Raw genomic sequence first — 24,206 nt, forward strand, 5'->3', positions numbered from 1 at the left:
AAAAAGGGGTTTTGAACTGTCAAATAAAAGTAAAAGAGGAATGTTCAATACTAATAACATTAGTATTGAAAGGATAACCAACTTTTGTTCGTGTCTTTTTTTCATATTAAAGAACTTTTTGCTCTACAACAGAATTAGTGTATCACCATCTTTATGCCTTGTTTAATATATGAATCAAGGGATTTTAATGGAAATTAAAATAAGCAATCTCTACATGTAAATGTAGAGACTGCGTATTAAAAAAATGGTTTGGTTGTTATTTTTTTTCGTCGTAGTCACCCATTAAAGCATAATAGCCAAATGTGCCTAATCCTAAAACTATTAATGGTGTAAGTATGAAAAGGATAATAATTCCAAATACTAAATCGTCTTGTTTACCTGACATAAATTTGGGCAACCCAAAAGTGAAGATGCAAAAATAAGCAGCGGCTAATGCTAAGGCAATCCAAACTAATCCTAAAACTCTTTTTATTTGATTCATAGCTTTTTTTTTTAAATGTGAGTGTTTTTTGTGTCTTTGTTTTTAATGTAAACCATTCCTACTACAAAGCATACAGAGGCAATGATAATTGGATACCAAAGTCCTTCTAAATAAAACTCAGCATCGCCAGCGTTTTTGCCGTTAATAACTAAGTAAGTGGATATAGCCGGAAGTAATCCTCCAAAAATTCCATTTCCTACATGATATGGTAATGACATAGAGGTATATCTAATTTTTGCAGGGAACATTTCTACTAAGAATGCAGCAATTGGTCCATAAACCATGGTGACAAATATAACCTGTACAAATATTAAGAATATCAATACCCACTTGTCATCCCAATTGATGTTGATTGTTGTTTTTGTCTCTATCTTAGGTTTTCCATCAATTATCATTGCTTTACCGTTCTCTAAAGATACGGTTTTTATTTCCAGCAAAGTGGTGCCATCAGAATACTCTTTATTAGTTGTATAAATAGAATCCATGGTTTGTTTTTTGTTCTCTTTCAGTTCAGAAACTATTTTTGTGCTAGCAACTAATTCTGTTTTATTTTTCACATTTGTTGTTTCAAACATTTGTTTATAAATAGGTCTGTATAGTAAAATAGCCAAAAGCATTCCTCCCATCATAATGTATTTTCGGCCTATTTTATCACTTAGCCAACCAAATACAATAAAAAATGGAGTTCCTAATATCAATGCAATTCCTAATAAAGTATCTACTTGAGAAGAGTCGATTGACATTACCGTTTTCATGAAACTCATGGCGTAAAATTGTCCGGTGTACCAAATAACTCCTTGACCCATAGTAGCTCCAAATAAAGCTAATAAAACAAATTTTAAATTGTAACGATTTCCAAAACTTTCTTTTAATGGATTTGTACTTGTTTTTCCTTCTGATTTTGCTTTTGCAAAAACGGGAGACTCATCCATGTTTTTTCTAATTAGATAAGAAACCCCTACCATGATTATAGAAACCCAGAATGGAACTCTCCATCCCCATTCGTCAAATTGTTCAGGAGTAAGGACGTTTCTTGTAGCTAAAATCACCATTAAAGAAATAAATAAACCAACTGTTGCTGTGGTTTGAATCCATGAAGTCCAATACCCTCTTTGGCCTACAGGTGCATGTTCGGCTACATATGTCGCAGCTCCACCATATTCTCCACCAAGTGCAAGACCTTGAAGCATTCTTAATATTAAGACTAAAACTGGTGCCATGAATCCTATTGTTTCATAACTAGGGATACAACCTATAAGAAATGTTGCTCCACCCATTAGTAATAAAGTAACCATGAAAGTGTATTTTCTTCCAATTAAATCCCCTAATCTTCCAAAGAAAAGTGCTCCAAATGGGCGCACTACAAAACCAACTGCAAATGTTGCTAATGTTGCTAAGAAGGCTGCGGTTGGGTTATCGGCTGGGAAAAATTTAGTTGAAATGACAACGGCTAAACTTCCAAAAATATAGAAGTCATACCATTCTATCATTGTTCCCATTGAGGATGCGGAAATTACTTTCCAAATTCCTTTTGTTGATTTAGTACTCATAAATTATTGGTTTTTTTGGTTTGTTAATTATAGATAAATCATTGCTTGAAGCGTGATTGTGTTTACAGCTTTGTCTGTGGCGTATTTTAAAGATTGGTATTCTAGTGTTAATTTAGAATTATGGCCACTAAAAAAAGCATTAGCACCAATGCCTATTTGAGAAGCGTTATCATTTAAAGCGTCAATTTGTCTTTCGTCAATTGATAAATAAGGCTGAAAACGTGTTTTTGATTTTCCTGGAAGCACATATCCTAGGTGTGCGTGAATCATTGATCCCGTTTCGTAAGTTGTTCCAAGTCTATAATTTTTTCCGTAATCTGTATTTTGATATAAAGCGTAAGCGGTAACTGCAGCGCCATTTTTTCCAACAGGTACATCGTAAAATGCGTCTAAGCCAAAAATAGTTACATTTTCACCACTTAGATTTCCGCTAAGGTCTGCAATCACAGATCCATTTGGATGAGAAAAGAATCCTGCTCCAATGTTGAATACTTTTTTAGTCCCTAGATAAGTTCCTACTTTGTATGGTAAAAAGTTACTCTCTGAATCTAAAAATCCGTATTCAAAATAACCTGCATAAGTTCTTCCTGCTTCTTTGGATCCAAGTAATCGAGCGCCGGTATAAGTTGCTGCACCTCCATTTGTAGGTACTGTTGTTGCTTGTAAGTTATTTGTTGCGGCGCCATTTACTGCAACGCGATATTGAAATTTACCTAATACCCCTTTTGCAAATACCCCTATATGTCTAGCAAACTGGTCGGATAGCCCTAGGGTAGCCCATGCTTGACGCTGATTATCTAAGGTCATTATGTTTAAAGTACTTTGGTTGTTTAATCGAGAAATTCCATTCCAGTAATGCAAACCTGCTCCAATCGCATTGTTTTTGCCAAGGCTATATTGCGTCCAAACATCATGTAAGAATAGCTGAGAGCTTTCTCCTTTTCCAGTAGGAGTTATGTTAGAAGCGTTAAGACTGTTTAGGCCAAAATGTGTTACGATTAAAAAATCTTTGTTTATTTGTGCATACATTAAAACACGAGCTCTTCTTACGCTGAAATCTAAATCAGCTTGTTTATTCCCGTTTCCGTCCAATGGGCGGTCAGAATTGTATTGTCCCCATATTTGTGCCCAAGAGATTACCCTAAGGTACTTTGAGCCCTCTTCGTTTAAGTTAAATTTCATTCCGGCTCCGTAATCGGGAGATCCTTGCGAAAATCCTTTTAAACTGATTAACAGTATAACTGTAATCAAATATATTTTTTTCATAATTAATTAGGTTTGGTTGGTAAGGTGGTTGGTTATAACGGTGCCAAATTCTAATTTTTTGTTAATAAAAAAAATTATGATATATATACTTGTTAAGTACTATAGTTAATCTTTAAAACGTTCCCACTTGATAAGCATAAATTTGTCTCCTAACTCGGTTATTATCATACCGGCTCCAGATAATAATTCCTTTTTTTTGATGTATTCTACTAGTTCTAAATGATTAAATATCTTATAAGTAGGATGGTAATTAGCATGGGATGGTTTTTTAATGTTAAAACTTTTTACCCAATTACTTACAGTTACATGTGAAACCCCAATAATACGCTCGATTTCTCTATAACTCAGTCCTTCTAAATACAATTGTAATGCCTTTGTAACATAATAATCATCTATCTTTTTGCCCATTTTAGCTACAGTGAAAAAGTAATTGCATTTTTTGCATAAATACCTTTGTTTACTGTTGATTACGCCACTTTTTATAATTTGATTGCCTTGACATTTTGGACAGGTTAAAATCTCCATGTATATAAATTTTGCATAAATATATTAAATTAGCAAGTATTATTTTCTGAATTTATCATTAATAATAAAAAATAAATGCGAACCTTTCATTTTTTTCAGCAAATAGAAGGATTATTAGCAAAAAAAAGGAATTTATTAGAGTGTGGGTTAATTATGGAATTAGTTTAGGTCAGATAAATAAATGGAGGCTTGTAGATATTTAAGACGCTTTTTGCAAGAAGTAAAAAGAGGAAGGGTATTTAAATAGATTTAAAAACAAAAAACCCAAACATTGCTGTTTGGGTTTTGTGGTACCTCCAGGGATCGAACCAGGGACACATGGATTTTCAGTCCATTGCTCTACCATCTGAGCTAAGGTACCGTGCTTATTGCGGGTGCAAATATAGAATGATTTTTAGTATATCCAAAACATTTTTTTAAAAAAATCAATTCGTACCTTCGCCAAACAAAGATTTAAATTATGATTTTAACCATTGACGTAGGGAATACGAGAATAAAAGGTGCTGTTTTTGAGGGTAATACTGCTTTGGAGTATTTTGTTTTTGATGCTATTGAACTTGAAAAAAGTATTAAAAATATTTTAAATACTTATAAAAAAGTGACCCATTTAGTGGTTGCGTCTGTTGGAAATGTTAAAAAAGAGGCTTTTTTGATATTTGAAAAACAGATTTGCATCCATTTTGTTTCTCATACGGATTCTTTTCCTTTTGTCAATGCATACGAAACGCCTCAAACGTTGGGAATTGATAGGATGGTGCTTGCTTCGGGAGCGACTTTGCAGTTTTCTAAGCAAAATCGGTTGGTTATCGACGCAGGAACTTGTGTAACTTATGATTTTATTGATCAGGATGATAATTATAGAGGTGGTGCAATAACGCCAGGATTGCGATTGCGATATGAAGCCTTACATAATTATACTTCCAAATTACCGTTGCTAGAATTGGAAAGGCCTAAAGATTTTATTGGAAACTCAACTTCTCAGTCGATTCATTCAGGGGTAGTAAACGGACTGGTCTATGAGATTGACGGTTTTATCGATGAATATAAAGGACTAAGTCTAAATTTTATAATAATTTTAACGGGTGGAGACACAGAATTTTTGGCTAAACGATTAAAAAATACCATATTTGCCAATTCAAATTTTCTTTTAGAAAGTTTGAATCAAACATTTCAATATAAAATCAAAAATGATTAAAAAAATTATAATAAGCGCTTGTTTGCTTTTATCACTAGTTTCCTTTGCTCAAGAAGGTACTTCATCGCCTTATTCTTTTTATGGAATTGGAGATGTAAGATTTAGAGGGACGGCAGAAAGTCGTTCTATGGGTGGTGTATCTGTTGAGCAAGACAGTATCCATATTAATTTAGAGAATCCTGCCAGTTTTGCTAATTTAAAGCTGACTACTTTTGCTCTTGGCGGGACTTATGCAACAAATAAATTAAAATCGGATTCAAAATCTGAAAGTGCAAAACGTACTACGTTGGATTATTTAGCCGTTGGATTGCCTTTAGGCAAAGTAGGTGTTGGATTTGGTTTAATTCCTTATTCATCTGTTGGTTATAAAATAGAGTCGCTTTCAGCAGATGTTAATGCTAATAATAGAAGATATAGCGGTACTGGGGGATTAAATAAAGCTTTTTTAGGGGTTGGATATAAAGTGACTTCTGGTTTTAGTTTGGGAGCAGATGTAAATTATAATTTTGGTAAAATTTCTACAAGTAGCTTAGAATTTATCACAGGTGTTCCAGTTGGAACTCGTGAACTGAATACAGCTGATTTGTCTGGAGTGAATTTTAATATTGGTGCGATGTATCAAACTAATTTAACAAAAAAACTTACTTTGTTTACTAGTTTGAATTATTCATTAGAAAGTTCACTGAATTCTAAAAACACGAGAAATATCTCTACGGTAATTTACAATTCAGGATTTGATGTGGCGGTTGTAGATGTTTTAGATCAGCAAAACAGTAAAGTCACAATGAAGTTCCCAAGTAAAATATCTTTAAGTGCAGGAATTGGAGAGTCAAAAAAATGGCTTATTGGAGGTAAAATAGCGTATCAAAAAAATCCAGGAGAGGCTAATGATTATAATGCTTCAAGTAATGTTGGATATGGGAAATATGGAAGTGTAAGTTTAGGTGGGTACTTTATTCCAAACTACAATTCATTTTCTAGTTATCCAAAAAGAATAGTGTATAGAGGAGGTATTAGATACGAAAAAACAGGTCTAGTTGTTAATGGTGAATCTATAAATGATATGGGAGTAACGGCAGGACTTGGTTTTCCAATAACAGGAGTTTTCTCTAATGTAAACCTTGGGGTTGAACTAGGTAAAAAGGGTACTACTACTGCAGGTTTAGTTCAAGAAAATTATTTGAAATTTAGTTTAGGTTTTTCATTGAATGACAAATGGTTTGTTAAGTCTAAATTTAATTAATTACTACAAACACACCTTTTTTATAAACTCAGCTAACTTGTTACGTTTATTAAATGACTTTACTAAAAAAATATAGCATGTTTCCAGTAGTCACAGTTTTAGCTGTGACTCTGTTTTTTGGTTGTGAAAGTAATTTTAAAGAAGTTCAAAAAATAAATTTTACTGAATTCACTCCAAGTAGCGATGCTGACAATGTGAATTTAAAATATACAGATTCAGGTCTTATAAAATTGATTTTAATAAGTCCTAAAATGTTAGATTTTGGAAGTGTTAATTTTCCTTTTACTGAATTTCCAAAAGGGGTGGATGTTACTTTATTTGATAACAAAGCTAAAAAAACCCGGATAACATCTAAGTATGCGGTTTCATATAGTCTCACGGGTATAATTGATTTGCAAGGAAAAGTTAAGATTGCTTCTCAAGAAGGGCAAACGTTAGAGACGGAGCAATTGTACTACGATCAGAAAAACGAGTGGTTTTTTACTGAAAAAAAGTTTAAATTTACAGATGTTAAAGGGTCTTCTAATGGACAAGGAATTGACTTTAGTAAAGATTTTAAAGTTATAAACTCACAAAGAATTACCGGCGAATTCGATTCAGCCGAATAAATTTCAAATTATAATATTATGGGTTACTTAAAATACACGCCTTACATTTATCTTATTTTTGCATTGTACTTTATGTATGAAGGGATTGTAAAGTGGAATGATACTGAAACTGGACCTTGGTTAAGTTTTATGATAGCCGGACTGGCTATTTTTATGTTTTTCTTCAGGAGGAAATTCGCAAAAAAATTGGGAGACCGTAATAATAAATTATAATCCATGGAAATTAGTATTATAATAATATGCTTAATACTATGTGCCTTTTTTTCTGGGATGGAAATAGCATTCATTTCTTCCAATAAGATTTATCTGGAAATAGAAAAAAAGCAAAATAATTTCCTTTCAAAAATCCTTACTAAACTTACTGAAAAACCTTCTAAGTTTATTGCTGCCATGCTTATTGGTAATAATATTGCATTAGTAGTGTATGGTTTTTTCATGGGGGATTTGTTAATGCGTTGGGTAGATTCTTTTAAATTTCATTTTTCAGATTTATCAAATTTATTTTTGCAAACCCTATTATCAACCTTAATTGTTTTGATAACGGCTGAATTTATGCCAAAGGTTTTCTTTCAGATTTATGCTAATGTGCTTATAAAATTCTTTGCAATACCTGCTTATTTTTTTTATCAGTTATTCTATTTCATTTCTACTTTTTTCATTTGGGTTTCTGATTTTATTCTAAAAAAATTCTTTAGAACTGATGGTGATCAAGTGCAGCTTTATTTTAGTAAAGTGGAGTTAGGGAACTACATCACGGAACAAATGAGTACGGTGGAGGATAATGATGAAGTCGATTCAGAGATTCAAATGTTTCAAAATGCATTGGAGTTTTCAGGCGTAAAAGCTAGAGATGTAATGAGTCCTAGAACGGAGATTGTTGCAATAGATTTGTTTGACTCTATAGAAGAACTCAAAGAGTTGTTTATAGAAACAGGTTATTCTAAAATTGTGGTTTATGAGAATTCCCTCGATGAAATTGTGGGTTATGTTCATTCATTTGATTTATTTAAAAAACCTAAAAGTATCAAATCAGTAGTCATTTCAGTCGAATTTGTTCCAGAGACAATATATATAAAGGATGTCATGAATTTGCTTACTAAAAAAAGAAAAAGTGTCGCTGTTGTGCTAGATGAATATGGAGGGACATCAGGTATTATCACGATAGAAGATATTGTGGAAGAACTTTTTGGTGAAATTGAAGATGAGCACGATTCGGATGAGGAATTAATCGAAAAAGAACTTGGAGATGATAGCTACCTTTTTTCAGCACGATTTGATGTAGAGTATTTAAACCAAACTTATAAATTGAACATTCCTGAAAGTGATTCTTATGGAACTTTAGGCGGTTTTATTGTTGATTTCACAAAAGAAATTCCTCTAAAAGGAGAGGTAATTACCATTGGAAACTATCATTTTGTGATAGAAGAAGCTACAAATAAGAAAATTGAATTGGTTAATATGACCGTAAAAGAGTGATTTGTTTTGTAAAAATATTTTTTTTGTAAAATAAAACGCTACTAGTATAATTATTAATTAGATAATTGTATTTTCGCAAACTGAATATAAAATTAACAACAATAAAAATGGCAGTTTTATCAAAAATTAGACAACGTTCCGCTTTAATGATTGCAGTTATCGCATTGGCTTTATTTGCATTTATCATAGGTGATTTATTTAAAAGTGGTAGTTTCAACAGTACATCAAAAGATGTAGGAAGTATCAATGGAAAAGATATTTCATTTGAAGATTTTAGAATTAAAGTAAGTAATGTTGAAAAAAGTGGTCAAGGTATCACTTCTACAGCAGCAGCTAATAAAGTATGGGATCAAGAAGTTTCTGTTGCTTTATTGACATCTGAATTTGATAAATTAGGATTAAGAGTAGGAGAAAAACACTTATTAGAAGTTTTAAAAGCAGATCCAAATATTGGTAAAAACCCAATGTTTTTAAATGCTGCAGGTATGTTTGATTTGGCCAAATTTAAAGAATATTTCAAGTCAAATCCTTCTCAAGCACAATATTTAAAAGACAGAGAGAAAGATGCAGAACTGAATGCGAAGTATCAAATTTATAATACATTGATTAAATCAGCTATCTACACAACTGAAAGTGAAGGGAAATTGAGATATGAAATGGAAGCTAATAAAGTGAATTTTGCTTTTGTAGCTGGTTTATATTCAACTATCAAAGACAGTGATGTTAAAGTTACTGATGCTGATATTGTGGAATACATGAAGAAAAACGAGAAAAAATTTAAGGCTGATGAGTCTCGTGAAGTAGAATATGTTTTAATTGAAGATAAAGCTTCGAAAGAAGATGAGGCTGAAGTTAAGTCTAAAATCAATGCATTATTGTCAGGAAGTGTGGTTTACAATCAAGCTACTGGTAAAAACGATACATTATCAGGATTCAAATCGGCTAAAAACACTATTGAGTTTGTGAATTCAAATTCAGATGTTCCTTATGATTCTACTTATATTGCTAAAAAAGATTTGCCAGCTATTGATGCAGATCAATTGTATAACCTTGCTCCGGGAGAAGTATATGGTCCTTATGTTTTTGGAAAGTACTATTGTATTTCAAAATCAATGGGTAAAAAATTAGGTGTAAATGCAAAAGCGAGTCACATTTTAATTAGCTATGAAGGGACACAAGTTCCTAATCAAAAAGAGAAAAGAACGAAAGAAGAAGCAAAAGCGAAAGCAGAAGCAATCTTAGCACAAGTAAATGCTAATCCAGATAGTTTCTTGATGTTGGCTTTTACAAATTCTGATGATTCATCAGCACAACAAGGTGGTGATTTAGGATATTTTGGTCCAAACCAAATGGTAAAACCATTCAATGACTTTGTTTTCAATAATGGTATTGGTAAAGTAGGTTTGGTTGAAACTCCTTTTGGATTTCATATTATCAAAATTACAGATAAGCAAGACGGAATCCGTTTAGCGACTGTAGCTCAAAAAATTGAAGCGTCAGAAGCTACTTCTGATAAAGTATTTACACAAGCGACCAAATTTGAAATGGATGCTACTGATAAGGGGTTTACAAAAGTTGCTAAAGATATGGCTCTAACAGTTGCAGCTCCTGTTACTGTAAGCGTGATGGATGAAAATTTTGGACCTTTAGGAAATCAAAGAGCTATTGTAAGATGGGCTTTTGAAGATGGTACTAAAGTTGGTGCAGTAAAACGTTTTGAAGTACCTAATTTAGGTCATGTTATTGCAACGGTTAAAAATATTGACAATTCAGGATTAGTTCCAGTTACTCAAGCAAGATCTTATGTTGAGTCTATTCTTAAAAATAAGAAAAAAGCGGAGTTGATAAAAGCGAAGATGACAGGAAGTTCACTTGAAGCTATTGCAAAAGCAGCTGGTTCAACTGTTCAACAAGCTTCTGATGTTACATTGCAAAACCCAGTTTTAACTGGTGGAGTTGGTCAAGAGCCTAAGGTTGTTGGTACTGCATTTGCTTTAGCAGCAAATAAATTATCGGCTCCTATAGAAGGAAATACAGGAGTTTATGTTGTGAAAAATATAAGTACTGTTAAAGCGCCAGTTTTAAAAGATCATGCTACGTATGTTGCACAAATGAAAGCACAATCTGCAGGAGATGTAAACAGAGTTTTACCTGCTTTGAAAGATAATGCTGAAATTAAAGACAATAGAAAGCAATTCAATTACTAATAAATAGTTAGTTATTATTTCATAAAAAAAACTCGATACTAAGTATCGAGTTTTTTTATGCATTGAATTTAAGAGTTTTTATTTTGATATAATTAATAGTTATTTCAATATCATTTCGTCGTAAGTAAGGATCGTATTGAATCCTTTAGAATTAAAATACGTTTTTGGGTTCACCTCTGAAACAACCATTACAAAATCTCCGCCCCAAGCTCCTAGGCTTTTTACTTGTCCGTTGAAATCAGAAAATAAGCTTTCCTTTACAGTACTTGTTTCTAAAACATAACTCATTTCAGCTTCATGTTTTTCTAATGCGTGTCCAAAAGAGGTAACTGCTTTAGCTTGTAAAACTTCAGTTGTTAGTTTATTAATCGTAATTATACTTTTTTCTATATCCTCCGTTTTGTTATTTTGATAATTGGCAATAGCCGTTTTGCTATTTTGTTTTTTATTGAGATAAATAAAATAAATGGTATCCGTAAAATCAGGTCGGAATTTTATATTTTCAACTTTAGGTTTTCCTTTTTGTAGCTGATATGTAATAGGACTGTCATTTTGTGCGCAGGCGATGTCGTAGCCACTACCTCCAAAACTTGTTTTAAGCAGTTCAAAAGCGTCAATTTGTAGCCATTGGGCAATGTTGTTAATAAGAGTAGAAGAGGTTCCTAATCCCCATTTTTTTGGAAAACTCAGTTCAGTAGTAATTTGATACCCTTTAGATGTATTTATAAATGCAGGTTGCATTTTATATGCTTCATTTAGTATGGTAATTAAAGTACTTTTTACAGATGGTGTTGCAGCAATTATAGGATTTATAATTTCCGAAAAAGGAATGGTGTCTTGAAACCAGATTGTTCCATCTTCGTTGTAGCTTTTCCAGGAAAATTCTTGATTTTCTCCTTCTTCAACATTTAGATTCTGGCCAAATTTTGTAGGTAATGCAAATGCTTTTGCACCATCTAAAACAAGGTATTCTCCCGTTATCAATAATTTTCCGTTGCTGTAAAATGTTTTCTTCATTTATGCTGAATTTAGTTCAGTGTTTTTTTATAGCCCCGATAGCAGCGATATCCTTTACTTGATTTTTTTAATCAAGTAAAGATTAAGCGTATAGCGGGAATAGCTCCTGAAAATTATTTTCGTAATGTTTCTATATAATCAACCACTGCGCTGTGTGAAATGGCGTGGTGTTTAAAATGCTTTCTAATAGTGATTCGTTCATTTTCATTAGCATCAAATTGATTTAAAATATTATTTAAATGCATTTTCATATGACCATCTTGTATGCCTGTTGTAGTCAAGGAGCGCAAGGCGGCAAAGTTTTGTGCCAATCCAGCAACGGCTACAAACTGCATTAGTTCTTGTGCTGAAGGGTTTTCCAGCATTTCTAATGATAGTTTGACTAATGGATGAAGTGAAGTTAGTCCGCCTACAGTTCCTAATGCAAGTGGGACTTCTAGCCAAAAAGTAAAAATACCGTTCTCCACTTTAGCATGAGATAAACTGGAATATTGACCAGATTTTGCTGCATAAGCATGTATTCCCGCTTCCACAGCTCTAAAATCGTTTCCTGTTGCCAGTACAACGGCATCAATTCCGTTCATGATTCCTTTATTATGGGTAACAGCACGATAGGGTTCTACTTCGGCAATTTGAACCGCTTGTACAAATCGTTCTGCAAAAGCTTGAGGGTTTTCTATATGTTTTTCTTCTAGATCTTCAATTGGGCATGAAACTTCGGCACGAACGATACAGTTGGGTACATAGTTAGAAAGGATACTCATGATCACCTGAATGTCTTTCTCTGTTTCTGTAAACAATTCGTAGGTTATAGCTTCTTCTTTTAAGGTTTTAGCAAATTGCTCTAAACAAGAATTGATGAAGTTGGCTCCCATACTGTCTTTTGTGTCAAAAGTCGCGTGAAGTTGAAAGTAATTATCAAGTAAATTAGTTTTGTCATTTAGTTGAATGTCAAGAATTCCACCACCTCTTTTTTGCATGTTTTTGGTGATGGTTTCGGTATCTGAGAAAAATTTAGATTTCACTTGCGCAAAAAACAAGGTTAATTTAGATTCGTCTCCTTTATAGATAAAGTGAACTTGTCCATTCTTTTCATTATTAATAATAGTTGCTTTGAAGCCGCCACGAGTGGACCAAAATTTAGCTGATTTTGATGCTGCAGCAACTACCGAACTTTCTTCAATTGCCATTGGGATGGTGCTGTATTTTCCGTTGATTAAGAAATTAGGGGCAACTCCAAGTGGGATATAAAAATTGGTTATGGTGTTTTCTATGAATTCATCATGTAATTTCTGTATTTTTTCATCCGTATTCCAATAATTTTTCAGCAATTCGATTGCTTCTGACGGAGTTGAAAAGTATTCTTTGGCAATCCAGTTTATTTTTTCTTGTTTGGATAATTTAGAAAATCCTGCAACGGCGTTATTCATTCTCAATAGATTATAATATAATTAGCTACAAAGATACGTTTTTAGCCCTTTTGTTACTCATTAAATTATCTGCATTAAAGTTGTGTTTTGGACTTTATTTTTAACATTTAACATATCATATGTGAGATAATTGTAAAATTTTCACTAAAATTGGACTCTTTTTTACATATAAAGCAATAGTATGAAATCTAAACAATTTTCGATCTTATTTTTATTTTTGTGTTTCACTGTTTTTGGACAACAAAAAATAAATGTTACTGAAATTTATAACGGAACTTTTCGTGCCAAAGGAATGGACGAATTGCAATCTATGAAAAATTCAAATCAATATACCGTTTTGAATTTGGATCACGCAAACAGAAGCATGCAAATTGATTTGTATGATTTTGCTAGCTTGAAAAAAACAGCAACTTTAATTGATACTAAAGATCACGCAGATTTGCCAATGATCGACAGTTATACTTTTGATGCTTCGGAAAAAATGATTTTGTTAGCCTGTAACACGAATCAAATTTTTCGTCATTCTTTTACAGCGGATTATTATTTATATAATACGACTAACAAAGAATTGACTAAGTTGTTTGATTTTCAAATTCAAGAGCCATCATTCTCTCCTGATGGTAATAAAATAGCTTATGCAAAAGACAACAATCTTTTTGTCTATGAATTGGCAACAAAGAAAACGACTCAAATTACTACCGATGGTAAGAAAAACGCCATTATAAATGGAATTACGGACTGGGTTTATGAGGAAGAATTTGCTTTTGTAAAAGCATTTGACTGGAGTAAAGACAGTAAAAAACTAGCTTATATCCGTTTTGATGAAAGTGAAGTTCCTGAATTCTCGATGTCCATCTTTGGAAAAGAGTTGTATCCTACTATTGAAACGTTTAAATATCCAAAACCAGGTGAAAAAAATTCAGTAGTGTCGTTACATGTATATGATGCTACTTTAAATGCAACTAAAGAAATCAATCTAGGAAAATACAATGATTTTTATATTGCTCGCATGCAATGGACAAATGATGCTAATGTATTATCGGCTCAGGTTTTAAATCGTCACCAAGATAATTTAGATTTATTATTTGTTGATGGAACAACGGGAACGACTAAAGTGGTTTTGAATGAAAAAGACAAAGCATACGTTGATGTTACTGATAATCTAACTTTCTTGAAAGATAATAGCTTTATTTGGACTAGTGAAAAAGATGGCTTCAACCATATTTATGTTTATGATAAAAATGGAAAGTTGAAAAACCAAGTGACCAAAGGGAATTGGGAAGTGACTTCTTATTATGGTTTTGATGAAAAAACAAGTACTATTTTTTATCAGTCTACAGAGAATGGTTCAATCAATAGAGCAGTGTACAGTATTGCTTTAAATGGGAAAAATAAAAAAGTTTTGTCGAATGAAGTAGGGACAAATGATGCGACATTGAGTCCTAATTTTCAATATTATATCAATACATTCTCTAGTGCAACACAACCTACAAGATATACGTTAAACGACGCCAAGTCTGGTAAACAGTTGCAGGTTATAGAAGATAATAAAGCATTGGCTTCAAGATTGGAAAAATATGATTTGCCTAGCAAAGAGTTTTTTGTTCTTAAAACGGAAAAAGGGAATGAGTTGAATGCTTGGATAATGAAACCAAAAGATTTTGATGCTACAAAGAAGTATCCTGTTTTTATGATTCAATATTCTGGTCCAGGTTCACAACAGGTTGTAAACGGATGGGGAAGCTCTAATGAATATTGGTTTATGATGTTGACTCAACAAGGATATATTGTTGCTTGTGTTGACGGAAGAGGTACTGGCTTCAAAGGTGCCGCTTTCAAAAAAGTAACTCAGTTACAGTTAGGTAAATATGAGGTTGAAGATCAAATTGATGCCGCTAAAGTAATAGGGAATTACAATTATGTAGATAAATCTAGAATTGGAATATTTGGATGGTCTTATGGTGGATTTATGGCTTCTAACTGTCTTTTTAAAGGGAATGATACTTTTAAAATGGCAATTGCAGTTGCACCAGTAACAAACTGGAGATTTTATGATAGTATATACACCGAAAGATATTTGCAAACTCCACAAGAAAATGCAAGTGGATACGATGATAATTCACCAATTAATTATGTGGATAGACTAAAAGGGAAGTTTCTTTTAATTCACGGAAGCGGAGATGATAATGTACACGTTCAAAATTCTATGCAAATGATGGAAGCTTTAATTCAAGCGAACAAACAATTTGATTCACAAATTTATCCAGATAAAAACCACGGGATTTACGGTGGAATGACTAGAATACAGTTATTCAATAAAATGACTAACTTTATCAAAGAAAATCTATAATCTGTAAATGAATACGATAAGTCCAACTTTAGAAGAGATTCAAAACTTTGAAGGCAAGTACCCAAAACAATTGTGGTATTTGTTTATGGTAGAGATGTGGGAACGGTTTTGTTTTTATGGAATGCGGGGAGTTTTGACCTTCTTTATGGTCGATCAACTTTTTTTAAAAGATGATGCTGCCAATTTACAATATGGAGCCATTCAGGCTTTTGTGTATGCATTTACTTTTATTGGTGGTATTTTTGCCGATAAGATTTTAGGATTTAGAAAGTCTTTGTTCTTTGGAGGTATTATTATGATATTAGGCAATTTGCTTATTGCTTATTCTCCTCAAGAGTTATTTTATTATGGGATTGCTTTTTCAATTATTGGGACTGGGTTTTTTAAACCAAATATTTCTTCCATGGTCGGAGAATTATATCATGAGAGTGATCATCGTAGAGATGCTGGTTATGGAATGTTTTATGCAGGAATAAATATAGGAGGACTTTTAGGAGGTGCTTTGTGTATTTATTTAGGTAAATATTATTCTTGGAGACTGTGTTTTTTATCTGCTGCGGTAGTAATGATTCTGGGTCTTTTTACCTTTTTATTTACTAAAAAACATCTTGGTCCCATTGGAAATTCTCCTTTATTCCTTTTGGATGCATCCAAAAGGAAAATGCAAGAAATTGCTGTATATATTGGTTCGTTAGTATGCATACCCTTCATATTTATAATGGTAAAAAACACGGATTATACAGACTACTTTATGTATACCATTGGTGTTATTGCTCTTTTATACTTTGCTTTTGAAGTTATTAATTTAAAGCAAATTACCCTACAAAAAAAGCTTTTAGCTGCTTTCCTATTTGTGTTTTTCTATTTTTTGTTTAATGCAATTTTTGAACAAAGTGGCGGTTCTCTTTCTCTTTTTGCAAAAGATAATCTTAATGACAGCTTGTTATTCTTTAAGATTGACCCAAATGTGGTCAATAATAGTTCGAATTCATTATTTGTAATTATATTTAGCCCTTTAGTAGGGCTGTTGTGGTTGTGGTTAGCCAAAAAGAAAATAGAACCTAATACGGTAATTAAGTTTGGAATCGGTTTTTTGTTTCTAGGATTGTCATTCTATATCTTTTATTACACTCGCTTTTTTGCTGATGTAAACGGGATCACATCATTGAACGTATTTACATTTGCTTACTTAATCACAACATTAGGAGAACTATGCTTAGGACCGATAGGAATGTCAATAATTACAAAACTTTCTCCTAAACGACTTTTTGGAATGATGATGGGATTGTGGTTTTTGGCTAGTGCTTTTGGGCAGTTTGCAGCGGGTAAATTAGGTGCGGAAATGTCTAGAGGAAATAATGGAGCAACTTTAGTAACAAAGCTTCAGTCCTATACCGAAGGATATTATGAATTAGCCATATATTCTATTATAGCGGGAGTCATCTTAATTTTCTCGGCTCCAATTATTAAAAAATTAATGCAAGAAGTTAAATAAAAAAAATAGTAATCTAAAAATAAATTATGTCAAACACCACTACAGTAGATCATTCTAAATCGACCTTATTCGGACATCCAATTGGGTTGTTTATATTGTTTTTCACCGAAATGTGGGAGCGTTTTTCCTATTATGGAATGAGAGCTTTGCTGGTTTTGTATATGACAACAGAAACATTGGGAGATGCAAGAGGACCAGGTTTAGGATGGACTAGTCAAGAAGCGTTGGCTTTATACGGTTGGTACACAATGTTAGTCTATGTGATGTCTATTCCAGGAGGAATGATTGCTGATAAATTATTGGGACAAAAGAAAGCCGTTTTATTAGGTGCAGTAATCCTTTGTATTGGACATGGTGTTTTGGTACTAACAGATACATGGGCTTTTTATACAGGGTTAGGTTTGGTAATCTTAGGAGTTGGGTTGTTAAAACCTAATATATCAACTATGGTAGGTGGGTTATATGCTCAAGGAGACATAAGAAGAGATAAAGGATTTAGTATTTTCTATATTGGGATTAATACAGGTTCACTACTAGCAACTATGGTAATTGGATTTGTTGTTGCTCAATGGGGATGGCATGCTGGTTTTGGATTAGCAGGAATTGCGATGGTATTGGGATTAGTTGTTTACTTATGGGGTCAAAAATACTTAACGCATGTGGGAAATCTTGAGGTTCAAGAGACTGCTGTAGTTGACGAAAGTTCATATGGTTTACTTTTTAAAAATTTATTGAAATCAAAAACACAATTGTTTATTACAGGAATTCTTACTGTAGTTTCTGTTTTTGGATGGTATAGTTTAGGTTGGGGGTTTGGATTGTTGTTTGTTTTTTTAACAGTAATCGCTGCTTTAATGATGATGATTTACAAAGAATTAGATTCGCAAAAAGATAAAGATCGTTTTTTAGTTTTACTTCTTTCCTTTATTATGGTGATTATTTTCTGGGGTGCTTATGAGCAAGCTGGAGGATTAATGAACTTATATGCTGATTCAAAAACAGATAGAATGCTTTTAGGAATGCAGGTTCCTACGGTTATGTTCCAAAGTTTAAATGCAGGGTTTATCATTATATTTGCAGCTATTGTAGCATCTTATTGGGCTAAACGTAAATTAAAAGGAAAAGAAGCTTCTTCAATTTTCAAAATGGCAATTGGTATTGTAATCATGGGATTTGGATTTTTATTCATGGTTTTTGCTACCATGGAATTTGAAAAAGTAGGTTCGTCAAGTATGTTATGGTTGGTTATGGCTTATTTATTTCATACCATCGGGGAATTATGTATTTCTCCAGTGGCTTTATCATTTATAACCAAACTATCGCCTGTTAAATATGCTTCATTAATGATGGGTGTCTATTTTGCAGCGACTGGGCTAGGAAATAAAGTGGCTGGTATCATTGGTGAATCAGCAAGTGAATTAGGAGAATACGCTGTGTTTTTAGGAATCTTAGTTTTTACTATTATAATTGGTGCGTTGTTTTTAATGTTATTAAAACCATTAAAACGATTAACTCATGGGGCAGAGGATAACGAAAAATAATTTATAATTTAAACACCTAAATAAAACGAACACCATGAGTCAAAATACTAAAGATGAGTTTTTCGAAAATAATGTTTTAGGACATCCGGCAGGGCTGTTTGTGTTATTTTTTACTGAAATGTGGGAGCGTTTTTCTTATTATGGAATGCGTGCTTTATTGGTTTTGTTTTTAACTACATCTCTTATTAAAGGAGGATGGGCTTGGAGTGTTGAAGATGCTTTGGGTTTATACGGTACCTATACAATGTCTGTTTATTTTACGCCTGTTATTGGTGGTTTTTTGGCTGATAAATATTTAGGGTATAGATGGGCAGTTATTTTAGGTGCGTTGGCAATGACTTTGGGTCATGCTTCTATGGCAGTCGAGACACCTTTATTTTTATATATTGGTATTGGATGTCTAATTATAGGTAATGGTTTATTTAAACCAAATATGACTTCTATAATCTCAAATGCTTATGATGGGCACGAAGAAAAAAAAGATGGTGCTTTCTCTTTATATTATATGGGAGTTAATGCTGGTGCTTTTTTAGGAATCATGCTTTGTGGTTATATAGGAGAAAAAATATCTTGGAGTTGGGGATTTGGTTTAGCGGGTATATTTATGTTTTTCGGAATGTTGCAATTCTATTTTACCCAAAATATTTTTGGCGATATTGGTTTAAAACCAACAGCTGCTTCTAAACAAGAATCAAAAGATAAAGCAGCGAAAGAGAATACAACACCAAAAGTCATTCGAGACAGAATTATTGCTGTAATCATTTTTTCTATTTTTACTGTTTTCTTTTGGGCAGCATTTGAACAAGCTGGAGGGTCAATGACCATTTTTGCTGAAAAATTTACCCAAAGAGAATTATTTGGAAGCAATGCTTCCATTTTTAAAATTGCGGATACCTTATTGACGATTATACCGTTATTGATTATAACTTATGTATTGATTAAATTGTTTTCTAAAACGTTTAAGAAATACTCTACGGGAAATCTTATACTTTCTTTAAGTTTTGTAATCATTTGGGGAATCGTACTTTGGAAAGTAATGAGAGAATATAATTCGCCAGAAACAGAAGTACCAGCCACTTGGTTCGGAATTTTAAACTCCTTATTTATTGTTGTTTTTGCCCCTATTTTTTCTAAATGGTGGGAAAGTAAATACAATCTTTCTGGACCGATGAAATTTGGTTTAGGACTTACTTTACTAGGGTTGGGATTCGGGTTTTTAGCATATGGAAGTATGGGTATTGATACTGATTCTGTTGTTAGGGTAAGTATGTTTTGGTTGATAGCAGCGTATTTGTTTCATACATTAGGTGAATTATGTATTTCTCCTGTAGGATTGTCTTATGTTAGTAAGTTGGTTCCTGCAAGTTGGATTGGAATTATGTTTGGAGTTTACTACTTGTTTATTGGTATGGGAAATAAATTAGCAGGTTCCATGGGAGGTATGATTGAAACCATTACAGCGCAATATAGCTTAACTACTTTTTTCCTTATTTTTACAATTGTTCCTGTAGGAGCAGGGTTATTGATGGTGCTATTGTCTCCATTAATGAAAAAATTAATGCACGGAGTAAAGTAGGCGACATTTTGTGGTATTATTTTTGCTTAAATTTGTAGAAAATAAATCAGTTATGAAAAATATATATTTAATTGCAGTATTCTTTATAGGAATTGTTGCTACACAAGCACAAGATTTGAAATGGCATACAGATGTTAAAGAAGCTATTGCTATTGGAAATAAAGAACACAAACCTTTACTATTGTTTTTTACGGGTAGTGATTGGTGTGGATGGTGTATCCGTTTGCAAAAAGAAGTTTTGTTAACTCCTGAATTTGCAAAATGGGCCAAAGAAAACGTTGTTTTAGTTGAATTAGATTATCCAAGAAGAACACCTCAGACTCCTGAAATAAAGAAACAAAATAATGATTTACAACAAGCTTTTGCTATTCAAGGATTTCCTACTATTCATTTTGCTAACGGTATTGACAAAGATGGTAAAGTGAACTTTGAAGGTTTAGGAAGTACTGGATATGTTCCTGGAGGCCCTACTGCTTGGCTTGCAGTAGCAGATGGAATCATTAAAAAAAAATAAGTTCAATTTAGTTTAAAAAATCCCTTTTCGGCAGTAGCGTGGAAAGGGATTTTTTGCTTTAAGCAACTTTCTTTCCAGTTATTTTGAATTTTTTTATAGTTTGATCCATCTGCCACTATAATTTTTGGTTTTAGAATGGCTAACATTCGATCTATATTGATTTTTGGTGATTGAATAAGAATAACTATATCAGGTCTTATGTCTTTTGGGTACAATCCTAAACTGTCTAGTATTAGAATTTTATTTCTGTGAAAATAAGCTAGGTTTTTTAGCTTTTCATTGTTTTTTACATCACTAAAGTTACCTACTAAGTAAGACTTAAGTATAGTGTTGTTTTTGGGTTTTATTTTAGTGTCATTTGTAAATAGTGTTGCCTTTTCTCCATGGCGTTCTACAATTATTGTTTTTCTTTTTTGGTTAAAAACAATCCATTCGTTTTGATTTTGAACGTCCCATTTTGTTTTTATATATGAAACTTGAAAAGCAATGATTGAAATTAGTACAAGGATTAATTTGTTGAAATTTGGTTTTTTGAACCAAATAATACTTGCAATTATTAGAAGGTAAGAACTTAATAAGAAATAAAAATTAAGTGGAATGTCATGAATTACAAATTCTTCAAATGAAGCGATGGTGGTGATTATTTTATTTAAATAATAGATACTCCATTCTAATGGTTTTACTAATAATAAAGGAACATAATCAAAAGCAGCCAATATCATGACCAAAACCCCTACTACCATGATGAAACTCAATAAGGGCATAATTATTAGATTTGTTATAAAAAATAAGCCAGGAAATTGATGAAAGTAATAGATGCTCAAAGGCAAGGTTCCAATTTGTGCAGCAAATGAAACGGTAAGTGCTCCCCAAATATATTTATGTAACTTTTGCTTTGGCAACCATAAGGAGGCTAATAGGGGTTGAAACCAGATAATAAAAAACAACGCGACATAACTCAGTTGAAAACCGACATCAAATAAAAAGGAAGGTTGAAAAAGAAGTATCAGTAATATAGAAACTAGTAAAGTATGATAGATATTAACGGATCTTCTTAAATGATATCCAATGGCTACAAAGGAAAACATGGTTACAGATCGTACAATCGATGGGGACAAACCTGCAATTAGGGCAAAAATCCATAAGCATGTTATGATAATTACTAATTTTAATAAAGCACCTTTTTTTGTATTTGGAATTGGTTTAAGGATAAAAGTTAGGAATAGCAAAATAAAACCAACATGAAGTCCTGATACCGACAAAATATGGATTGCGCCTGCATATTGGTATTCTTGTATAATTTGGGGTGAGATGTCTTGTCTCTGCCCCATTATTAAGGCAATAGCTACACTGAGTTCTTTTTTGTGGAAATTATTTTTTTCTAAATTGTGAATTATGCTATTTCTCAATTTGGATATGTAGTACCAAATGTCTTTTTTAAAAACAGAGCCAATAGTTATGGCTTCGGTATCAGCATAAAGTTGGGCATAAATCTGTTTTTGCTCTAAATAGTTACCGTAATCAAACTGATTGGGATTGTCAGGATTTTTGTTTCGAATTAAAACGCCTTTAATTTGAAGGCAAGATCCCGTTTCAAATGTGTGGTTCAAACTGTCTTTAGGTAGGTTTACTATTATTTTACCCGAGTTTTTTTCGGAGCCTATTTGATTTATTATTGCAATGTAACGGTCGTTAAAATTGGTTTTTTTTAATTGCTCTCGGATGATAAGTGTTATCAGTTGTGGCTTTTCAAAAGCAGAAACGTTATGAATATAATTGTTTTTTTGATACGAATCGGTATGGACTGTCTGAGTAATTGTTCCTAAGCATACTACGAATAAGTAAGTGCATATTCCGAAATAAATCGTTCTTTTATGAGTGAAGTAGCTAACAATAAAAAGGGAAAAGGAAAGAAAGAGCAATCCAAGAAGATAATTTATATCTGGTTTGGCATAAAATGCAACTAGTATTCCTAGAATAAATCCAAAAGTAATTCGGGCCAAAGGGAATTGCAGTACTTTCATAGTTCTAAAGTACAGCTTTTTAACAAGAAATAAATTATTTTTTTTTATTCTAAAATTCGATTGATCTGAGCAAATGTTTTTTGGTAGTAAGGTTGTTTTGTTGAAGAGATAATTACTCCTTTGGAAGTAGAGGCATGAACAAATTTCACTTCGTCATCAGTCACTTCTGTAATGATTCCCACATGATTAATTTGGGATCTGTTGTTGGTTCTAAAAAATATTAAATCTCCTTTATGTGCTTTGTCAGTGTTTTTTCCTAAATCGGTTCCTGTTTTAGATTGCTCAAAAGAAGTTCGAGGGAGTGTAATATTATAGTGTTCAAAAGTAGCAAACACTAATCCAGAACAATCAAAACCAGATCTGGTTGTTCCTGCAGTTTTGTATTTCACACCAATATTATCTGTTGCTGATTCTACTATATTGTCAATAAGTTGGTTCGTTTTTCTAGTCGACAAACTGTTGTTGTCTTTGCCTTTCGTTGTTACAATTTTCGAAGAAGTTTTACATGAAGTAAATAAAACAATCAGGAGAAGAAAGCAGAGTACTTGTTTCAAAATTAGTTTTTTAAGGTTAAGTTTATAAAATGGCTTTTAAATCCTTAATGATTAACCCAGCGGTTTTTTCACTAGCTCCAATTCCACCTAATTTTTTTTCTAACGAGTCATATTTTTCCAAAAGTTGTTTTCGGTAATTGGTTTCTAGAATTTTTGTCAATTCTTTTTTAATATTTTTAGTTGTAAAGTTTTCTTGAATCAATTCAGTTACCACTTCTTCATCCATTATTAGGTTGACTAGCGAAATGTATTTTAGTGTAATAATGCGCTTAGCAATCTGGTATGAAGCCCAACTTCCTTTGTAGCATACTACTTCGGGAACTTTAAATAACGCAGTTTCTAGTGTTGCTGTTCCTGAAGTGACTAATGCTGCTGTGGCATTCTTCAATAAATCATAGGTTTTATTCGAGATGAATTTTATGTTTTCATTCTGTATGAATTGCTTGTAAAAAGAATAATCTTGACTGGGTGCGCCTGCAATTACAAATTGGTAATCTGGAAAATCATCAACAATGCTTAACATTCCCGAAAGCATTTTAGTAATTTCTTGTTTACGGCTACCTGGCAGTAATGCTATTATTGGTTTTTCACTCAATTGATTCTCCCTTTTAAAAACTGCAGAGTCTATAGCAGGGTGATTATGAATGGCGTCAATTAATGGATGTCCCACATAAGTGACTTTATAATTGTATTTTTCGTAGAATGGTTTTACAAAAGGCAATACCACATACATATGATCAATTGTTTTTTTTATGGTTTCGACTCTGCCTGGTCTAGATGCCCAAACTTGCGGACTTATATAGTAAAAGGTGTTGTATCCTGCTGGTTTTGCCCACTTTGCAATTCGGAGATTAAATCCTGAATTGTCAATAAATATTAAGGCATCTGGTTTGTAATCTTGAATATCTTCTTTACAAAGCTTAATGAATTCTAAGATAGAAGAGAGGTTTTTTATAATCTCTGCAAAGCCCATAAAAGAACGTTCTTTGTAATGAGAAACTAATTCGGCTCCGGCTTGTTGCATTAAATCACCACCCCAACATCTTATTTGAGCGCTAGTATCTTGTTTGAATAGTTCTTTTATCAAATTCGACCCATGCAAATCTCCTGATGCTTCTCCGGCTAGAATGTAGTATTTCATTTTTATGATTTGA

General features: G+C 32.7%; 20 protein-coding genes and 1 tRNA gene. 11 read left to right on the forward strand and 10 right to left on the reverse strand.

What is annotated here, in order from left to right; translation table 11 throughout:
* Positions 1-256: 256 nt before the first annotated feature.
* The 5 genes from AB3G33_RS05580 to AB3G33_RS05600 form a co-directional block, all read right to left on the reverse strand.
* Entirely contained in the window at positions 257-481 is a 225-nt protein-coding gene (locus AB3G33_RS05580) for a DUF6814 family protein (protein WP_367756817.1), read from the reverse strand.
* Between the two features lie 11 nt (positions 482-492).
* Positions 493-2,031, reverse strand: coding sequence for an MFS transporter (locus AB3G33_RS05585; protein ID WP_367773255.1), 1,539 nt, complete (start codon positions 2,029-2,031; stop codon positions 493-495).
* A gap of 27 nt (positions 2,032-2,058) precedes the next feature.
* On the reverse strand, positions 2,059-3,297 hold the full coding sequence (locus AB3G33_RS05590) for a hypothetical protein (protein WP_367773257.1): 1,239 nt from the start codon (positions 3,295-3,297) through the stop codon (positions 2,059-2,061).
* 105 nt (positions 3,298-3,402) lie between these two features.
* On the reverse strand, positions 3,403-3,705 hold the full coding sequence (locus AB3G33_RS05595) for a helix-turn-helix domain-containing protein (protein WP_367756822.1): 303 nt from the start codon (positions 3,703-3,705) through the stop codon (positions 3,403-3,405).
* 405 nt (positions 3,706-4,110) lie between these two features.
* Positions 4,111-4,183 (reverse strand) — tRNA-Phe (locus tag AB3G33_RS05600).
* A gap of 99 nt (positions 4,184-4,282) precedes the next feature.
* Here AB3G33_RS05600 and AB3G33_RS05605 point away from each other — a divergent pair.
* The 6 genes from AB3G33_RS05605 (at position 4,283) to AB3G33_RS05630 (ending at position 10,551) form a co-directional block, all read left to right on the forward strand.
* Positions 4,283-5,017, forward strand: coding sequence for a type III pantothenate kinase (locus AB3G33_RS05605; protein WP_367773260.1), 735 nt, complete (start codon positions 4,283-4,285; stop codon positions 5,015-5,017).
* Entirely contained in the window at positions 5,010-6,260 is a 1,251-nt protein-coding gene (locus AB3G33_RS05610; protein WP_367756826.1) for a hypothetical protein, read from the forward strand. The genes AB3G33_RS05605 and AB3G33_RS05610 overlap by 8 nt, the downstream gene beginning before the upstream one ends.
* Before the next feature lie 53 nt (positions 6,261-6,313).
* Entirely contained in the window at positions 6,314-6,868 is a 555-nt protein-coding gene (gene lptC, locus AB3G33_RS05615; protein ID WP_367773262.1) for an LPS export ABC transporter periplasmic protein LptC, read from the forward strand.
* Between the two features lie 18 nt (positions 6,869-6,886).
* Positions 6,887-7,081 carry a hypothetical protein gene (locus AB3G33_RS05620; RefSeq protein ID WP_367756830.1) on the forward strand — a complete coding sequence of 65 codons (195 nt, stop codon included), beginning with the start codon at positions 6,887-6,889 and terminating at the stop codon, positions 7,079-7,081.
* A 3-nt stretch (positions 7,082-7,084) separates the two neighbouring features.
* Positions 7,085-8,344, forward strand: coding sequence for a hemolysin family protein (locus AB3G33_RS05625; RefSeq protein WP_367756832.1), 1,260 nt, complete (start codon positions 7,085-7,087; stop codon positions 8,342-8,344).
* A gap of 107 nt (positions 8,345-8,451) precedes the next feature.
* Entirely contained in the window at positions 8,452-10,551 is a 2,100-nt protein-coding gene (locus AB3G33_RS05630; protein WP_367773264.1) for a peptidylprolyl isomerase, read from the forward strand.
* A gap of 99 nt (positions 10,552-10,650) precedes the next feature.
* On the opposite strand, the gene AB3G33_RS05635 is transcribed toward AB3G33_RS05630, so the two are convergent.
* On the reverse strand, positions 10,651-11,568 hold the full coding sequence (locus tag AB3G33_RS05635; RefSeq protein WP_367773266.1) for a GYDIA family GHMP kinase: 918 nt from the start codon (positions 11,566-11,568) through the stop codon (positions 10,651-10,653).
* Between the two features lie 113 nt (positions 11,569-11,681).
* The gene (locus tag AB3G33_RS05640; RefSeq protein WP_367773268.1) at positions 11,682-12,998 is read right to left on the reverse strand and encodes a hydroxymethylglutaryl-CoA reductase, degradative; all 1,317 of its coding nucleotides are present in this window, start codon (positions 12,996-12,998) and stop codon (positions 11,682-11,684) included.
* Between the two features lie 181 nt (positions 12,999-13,179).
* On the opposite strand from AB3G33_RS05640, the gene AB3G33_RS05645 reads away from it, so the two are divergent.
* The 5 genes from AB3G33_RS05645 to AB3G33_RS05665 are packed head-to-tail and all read left to right on the forward strand — an operon-like array spanning position 13,180 to position 20,474.
* On the forward strand, positions 13,180-15,348 hold the full coding sequence (locus AB3G33_RS05645) for a S9 family peptidase (RefSeq protein ID WP_367773270.1): 2,169 nt from the start codon (positions 13,180-13,182) through the stop codon (positions 15,346-15,348).
* 7 nt (positions 15,349-15,355) lie between these two features.
* Entirely contained in the window at positions 15,356-16,843 is a 1,488-nt protein-coding gene (locus AB3G33_RS05650) for a peptide MFS transporter (RefSeq protein WP_367773272.1), read from the forward strand.
* Between the two features lie 26 nt (positions 16,844-16,869).
* Positions 16,870-18,384, forward strand: a complete 1,515-nt coding sequence (locus tag AB3G33_RS05655; RefSeq protein WP_367756844.1) for a peptide MFS transporter — start codon at positions 16,870-16,872, stop codon at positions 18,382-18,384.
* A gap of 34 nt (positions 18,385-18,418) precedes the next feature.
* On the forward strand, positions 18,419-19,960 hold the full coding sequence (locus AB3G33_RS05660; RefSeq protein ID WP_367773274.1) for a peptide MFS transporter: 1,542 nt from the start codon (positions 18,419-18,421) through the stop codon (positions 19,958-19,960).
* Between the two features lie 52 nt (positions 19,961-20,012).
* Positions 20,013-20,474 carry a thioredoxin family protein gene (locus AB3G33_RS05665; RefSeq protein WP_367773276.1) on the forward strand — a complete coding sequence of 154 codons (462 nt, stop codon included), beginning with the start codon at positions 20,013-20,015 and terminating at the stop codon, positions 20,472-20,474.
* A gap of 2 nt (positions 20,475-20,476) precedes the next feature.
* On the opposite strand, the gene AB3G33_RS05670 is transcribed toward AB3G33_RS05665, so the two are convergent.
* The 3 genes from AB3G33_RS05670 to lpxB are packed head-to-tail and all read right to left on the reverse strand — an operon-like array spanning position 20,477 to position 24,193.
* Positions 20,477-22,498, reverse strand: coding sequence for a ComEC/Rec2 family competence protein (locus tag AB3G33_RS05670; protein WP_367773279.1), 2,022 nt, complete (start codon positions 22,496-22,498; stop codon positions 20,477-20,479).
* Between the two features lie 44 nt (positions 22,499-22,542).
* On the reverse strand, positions 22,543-23,052 hold the full coding sequence (locus tag AB3G33_RS05675; protein WP_367773282.1) for a C40 family peptidase: 510 nt from the start codon (positions 23,050-23,052) through the stop codon (positions 22,543-22,545).
* A 22-nt stretch (positions 23,053-23,074) separates the two neighbouring features.
* Positions 23,075-24,193: a lipid-A-disaccharide synthase gene (gene lpxB, locus AB3G33_RS05680; RefSeq protein WP_367773284.1), complete on the reverse strand. Its 1,119-nt coding sequence runs from the start codon at positions 24,191-24,193 to the stop codon at positions 23,075-23,077.
* Positions 24,194-24,206 lie beyond the last annotated feature (13 nt).

It is taken from the genome of Flavobacterium sp. WC2421, from assembly GCF_040822115.1.
Taxonomy (GTDB): domain Bacteria; phylum Bacteroidota; class Bacteroidia; order Flavobacteriales; family Flavobacteriaceae; genus Flavobacterium.

Coding starts and splice junctions, on each gene's coding strand:
- AB3G33_RS05580 (WP_367756817.1), bottom strand. CDS start 481: ATGAATCAAATAAAAAGAGTTTTAGGATTAGTTTGGATTGCCTTAGCA.
- AB3G33_RS05585 (WP_367773255.1), bottom strand. CDS start 2,031: ATGAGTACTAAATCAACAAAAGGAATTTGGAAAGTAATTTCCGCATCC.
- AB3G33_RS05590 (WP_367773257.1), bottom strand. CDS start 3,297: ATGAAAAAAATATATTTGATTACAGTTATACTGTTAATCAGTTTAAAA.
- AB3G33_RS05595 (WP_367756822.1), bottom strand. CDS start 3,705: ATGGGCAAAAAGATAGATGATTATTATGTTACAAAGGCATTACAATTG.
- AB3G33_RS05605 (WP_367773260.1), top strand. CDS start 4,283: ATGATTTTAACCATTGACGTAGGGAATACGAGAATAAAAGGTGCTGTT.
- AB3G33_RS05610 (WP_367756826.1), top strand. CDS start 5,010: ATGATTAAAAAAATTATAATAAGCGCTTGTTTGCTTTTATCACTAGTT.
- lptC (WP_367773262.1), top strand. CDS start 6,314: ATGACTTTACTAAAAAAATATAGCATGTTTCCAGTAGTCACAGTTTTA.
- AB3G33_RS05620 (WP_367756830.1), top strand. CDS start 6,887: ATGGGTTACTTAAAATACACGCCTTACATTTATCTTATTTTTGCATTG.
- AB3G33_RS05625 (WP_367756832.1), top strand. CDS start 7,085: ATGGAAATTAGTATTATAATAATATGCTTAATACTATGTGCCTTTTTT.
- AB3G33_RS05630 (WP_367773264.1), top strand. CDS start 8,452: ATGGCAGTTTTATCAAAAATTAGACAACGTTCCGCTTTAATGATTGCA.
- AB3G33_RS05635 (WP_367773266.1), bottom strand. CDS start 11,568: ATGAAGAAAACATTTTACAGCAACGGAAAATTATTGATAACGGGAGAA.
- AB3G33_RS05640 (WP_367773268.1), bottom strand. CDS start 12,998: ATGAATAACGCCGTTGCAGGATTTTCTAAATTATCCAAACAAGAAAAA.
- AB3G33_RS05645 (WP_367773270.1), top strand. CDS start 13,180: ATGAAATCTAAACAATTTTCGATCTTATTTTTATTTTTGTGTTTCACT.
- AB3G33_RS05650 (WP_367773272.1), top strand. CDS start 15,356: ATGAATACGATAAGTCCAACTTTAGAAGAGATTCAAAACTTTGAAGGC.
- AB3G33_RS05655 (WP_367756844.1), top strand. CDS start 16,870: ATGTCAAACACCACTACAGTAGATCATTCTAAATCGACCTTATTCGGA.
- AB3G33_RS05660 (WP_367773274.1), top strand. CDS start 18,419: ATGAGTCAAAATACTAAAGATGAGTTTTTCGAAAATAATGTTTTAGGA.
- AB3G33_RS05665 (WP_367773276.1), top strand. CDS start 20,013: ATGAAAAATATATATTTAATTGCAGTATTCTTTATAGGAATTGTTGCT.
- AB3G33_RS05670 (WP_367773279.1), bottom strand. CDS start 22,498: ATGAAAGTACTGCAATTCCCTTTGGCCCGAATTACTTTTGGATTTATT.
- lpxB (WP_367773284.1), bottom strand. CDS start 24,193: ATGAAATACTACATTCTAGCCGGAGAAGCATCAGGAGATTTGCATGGG.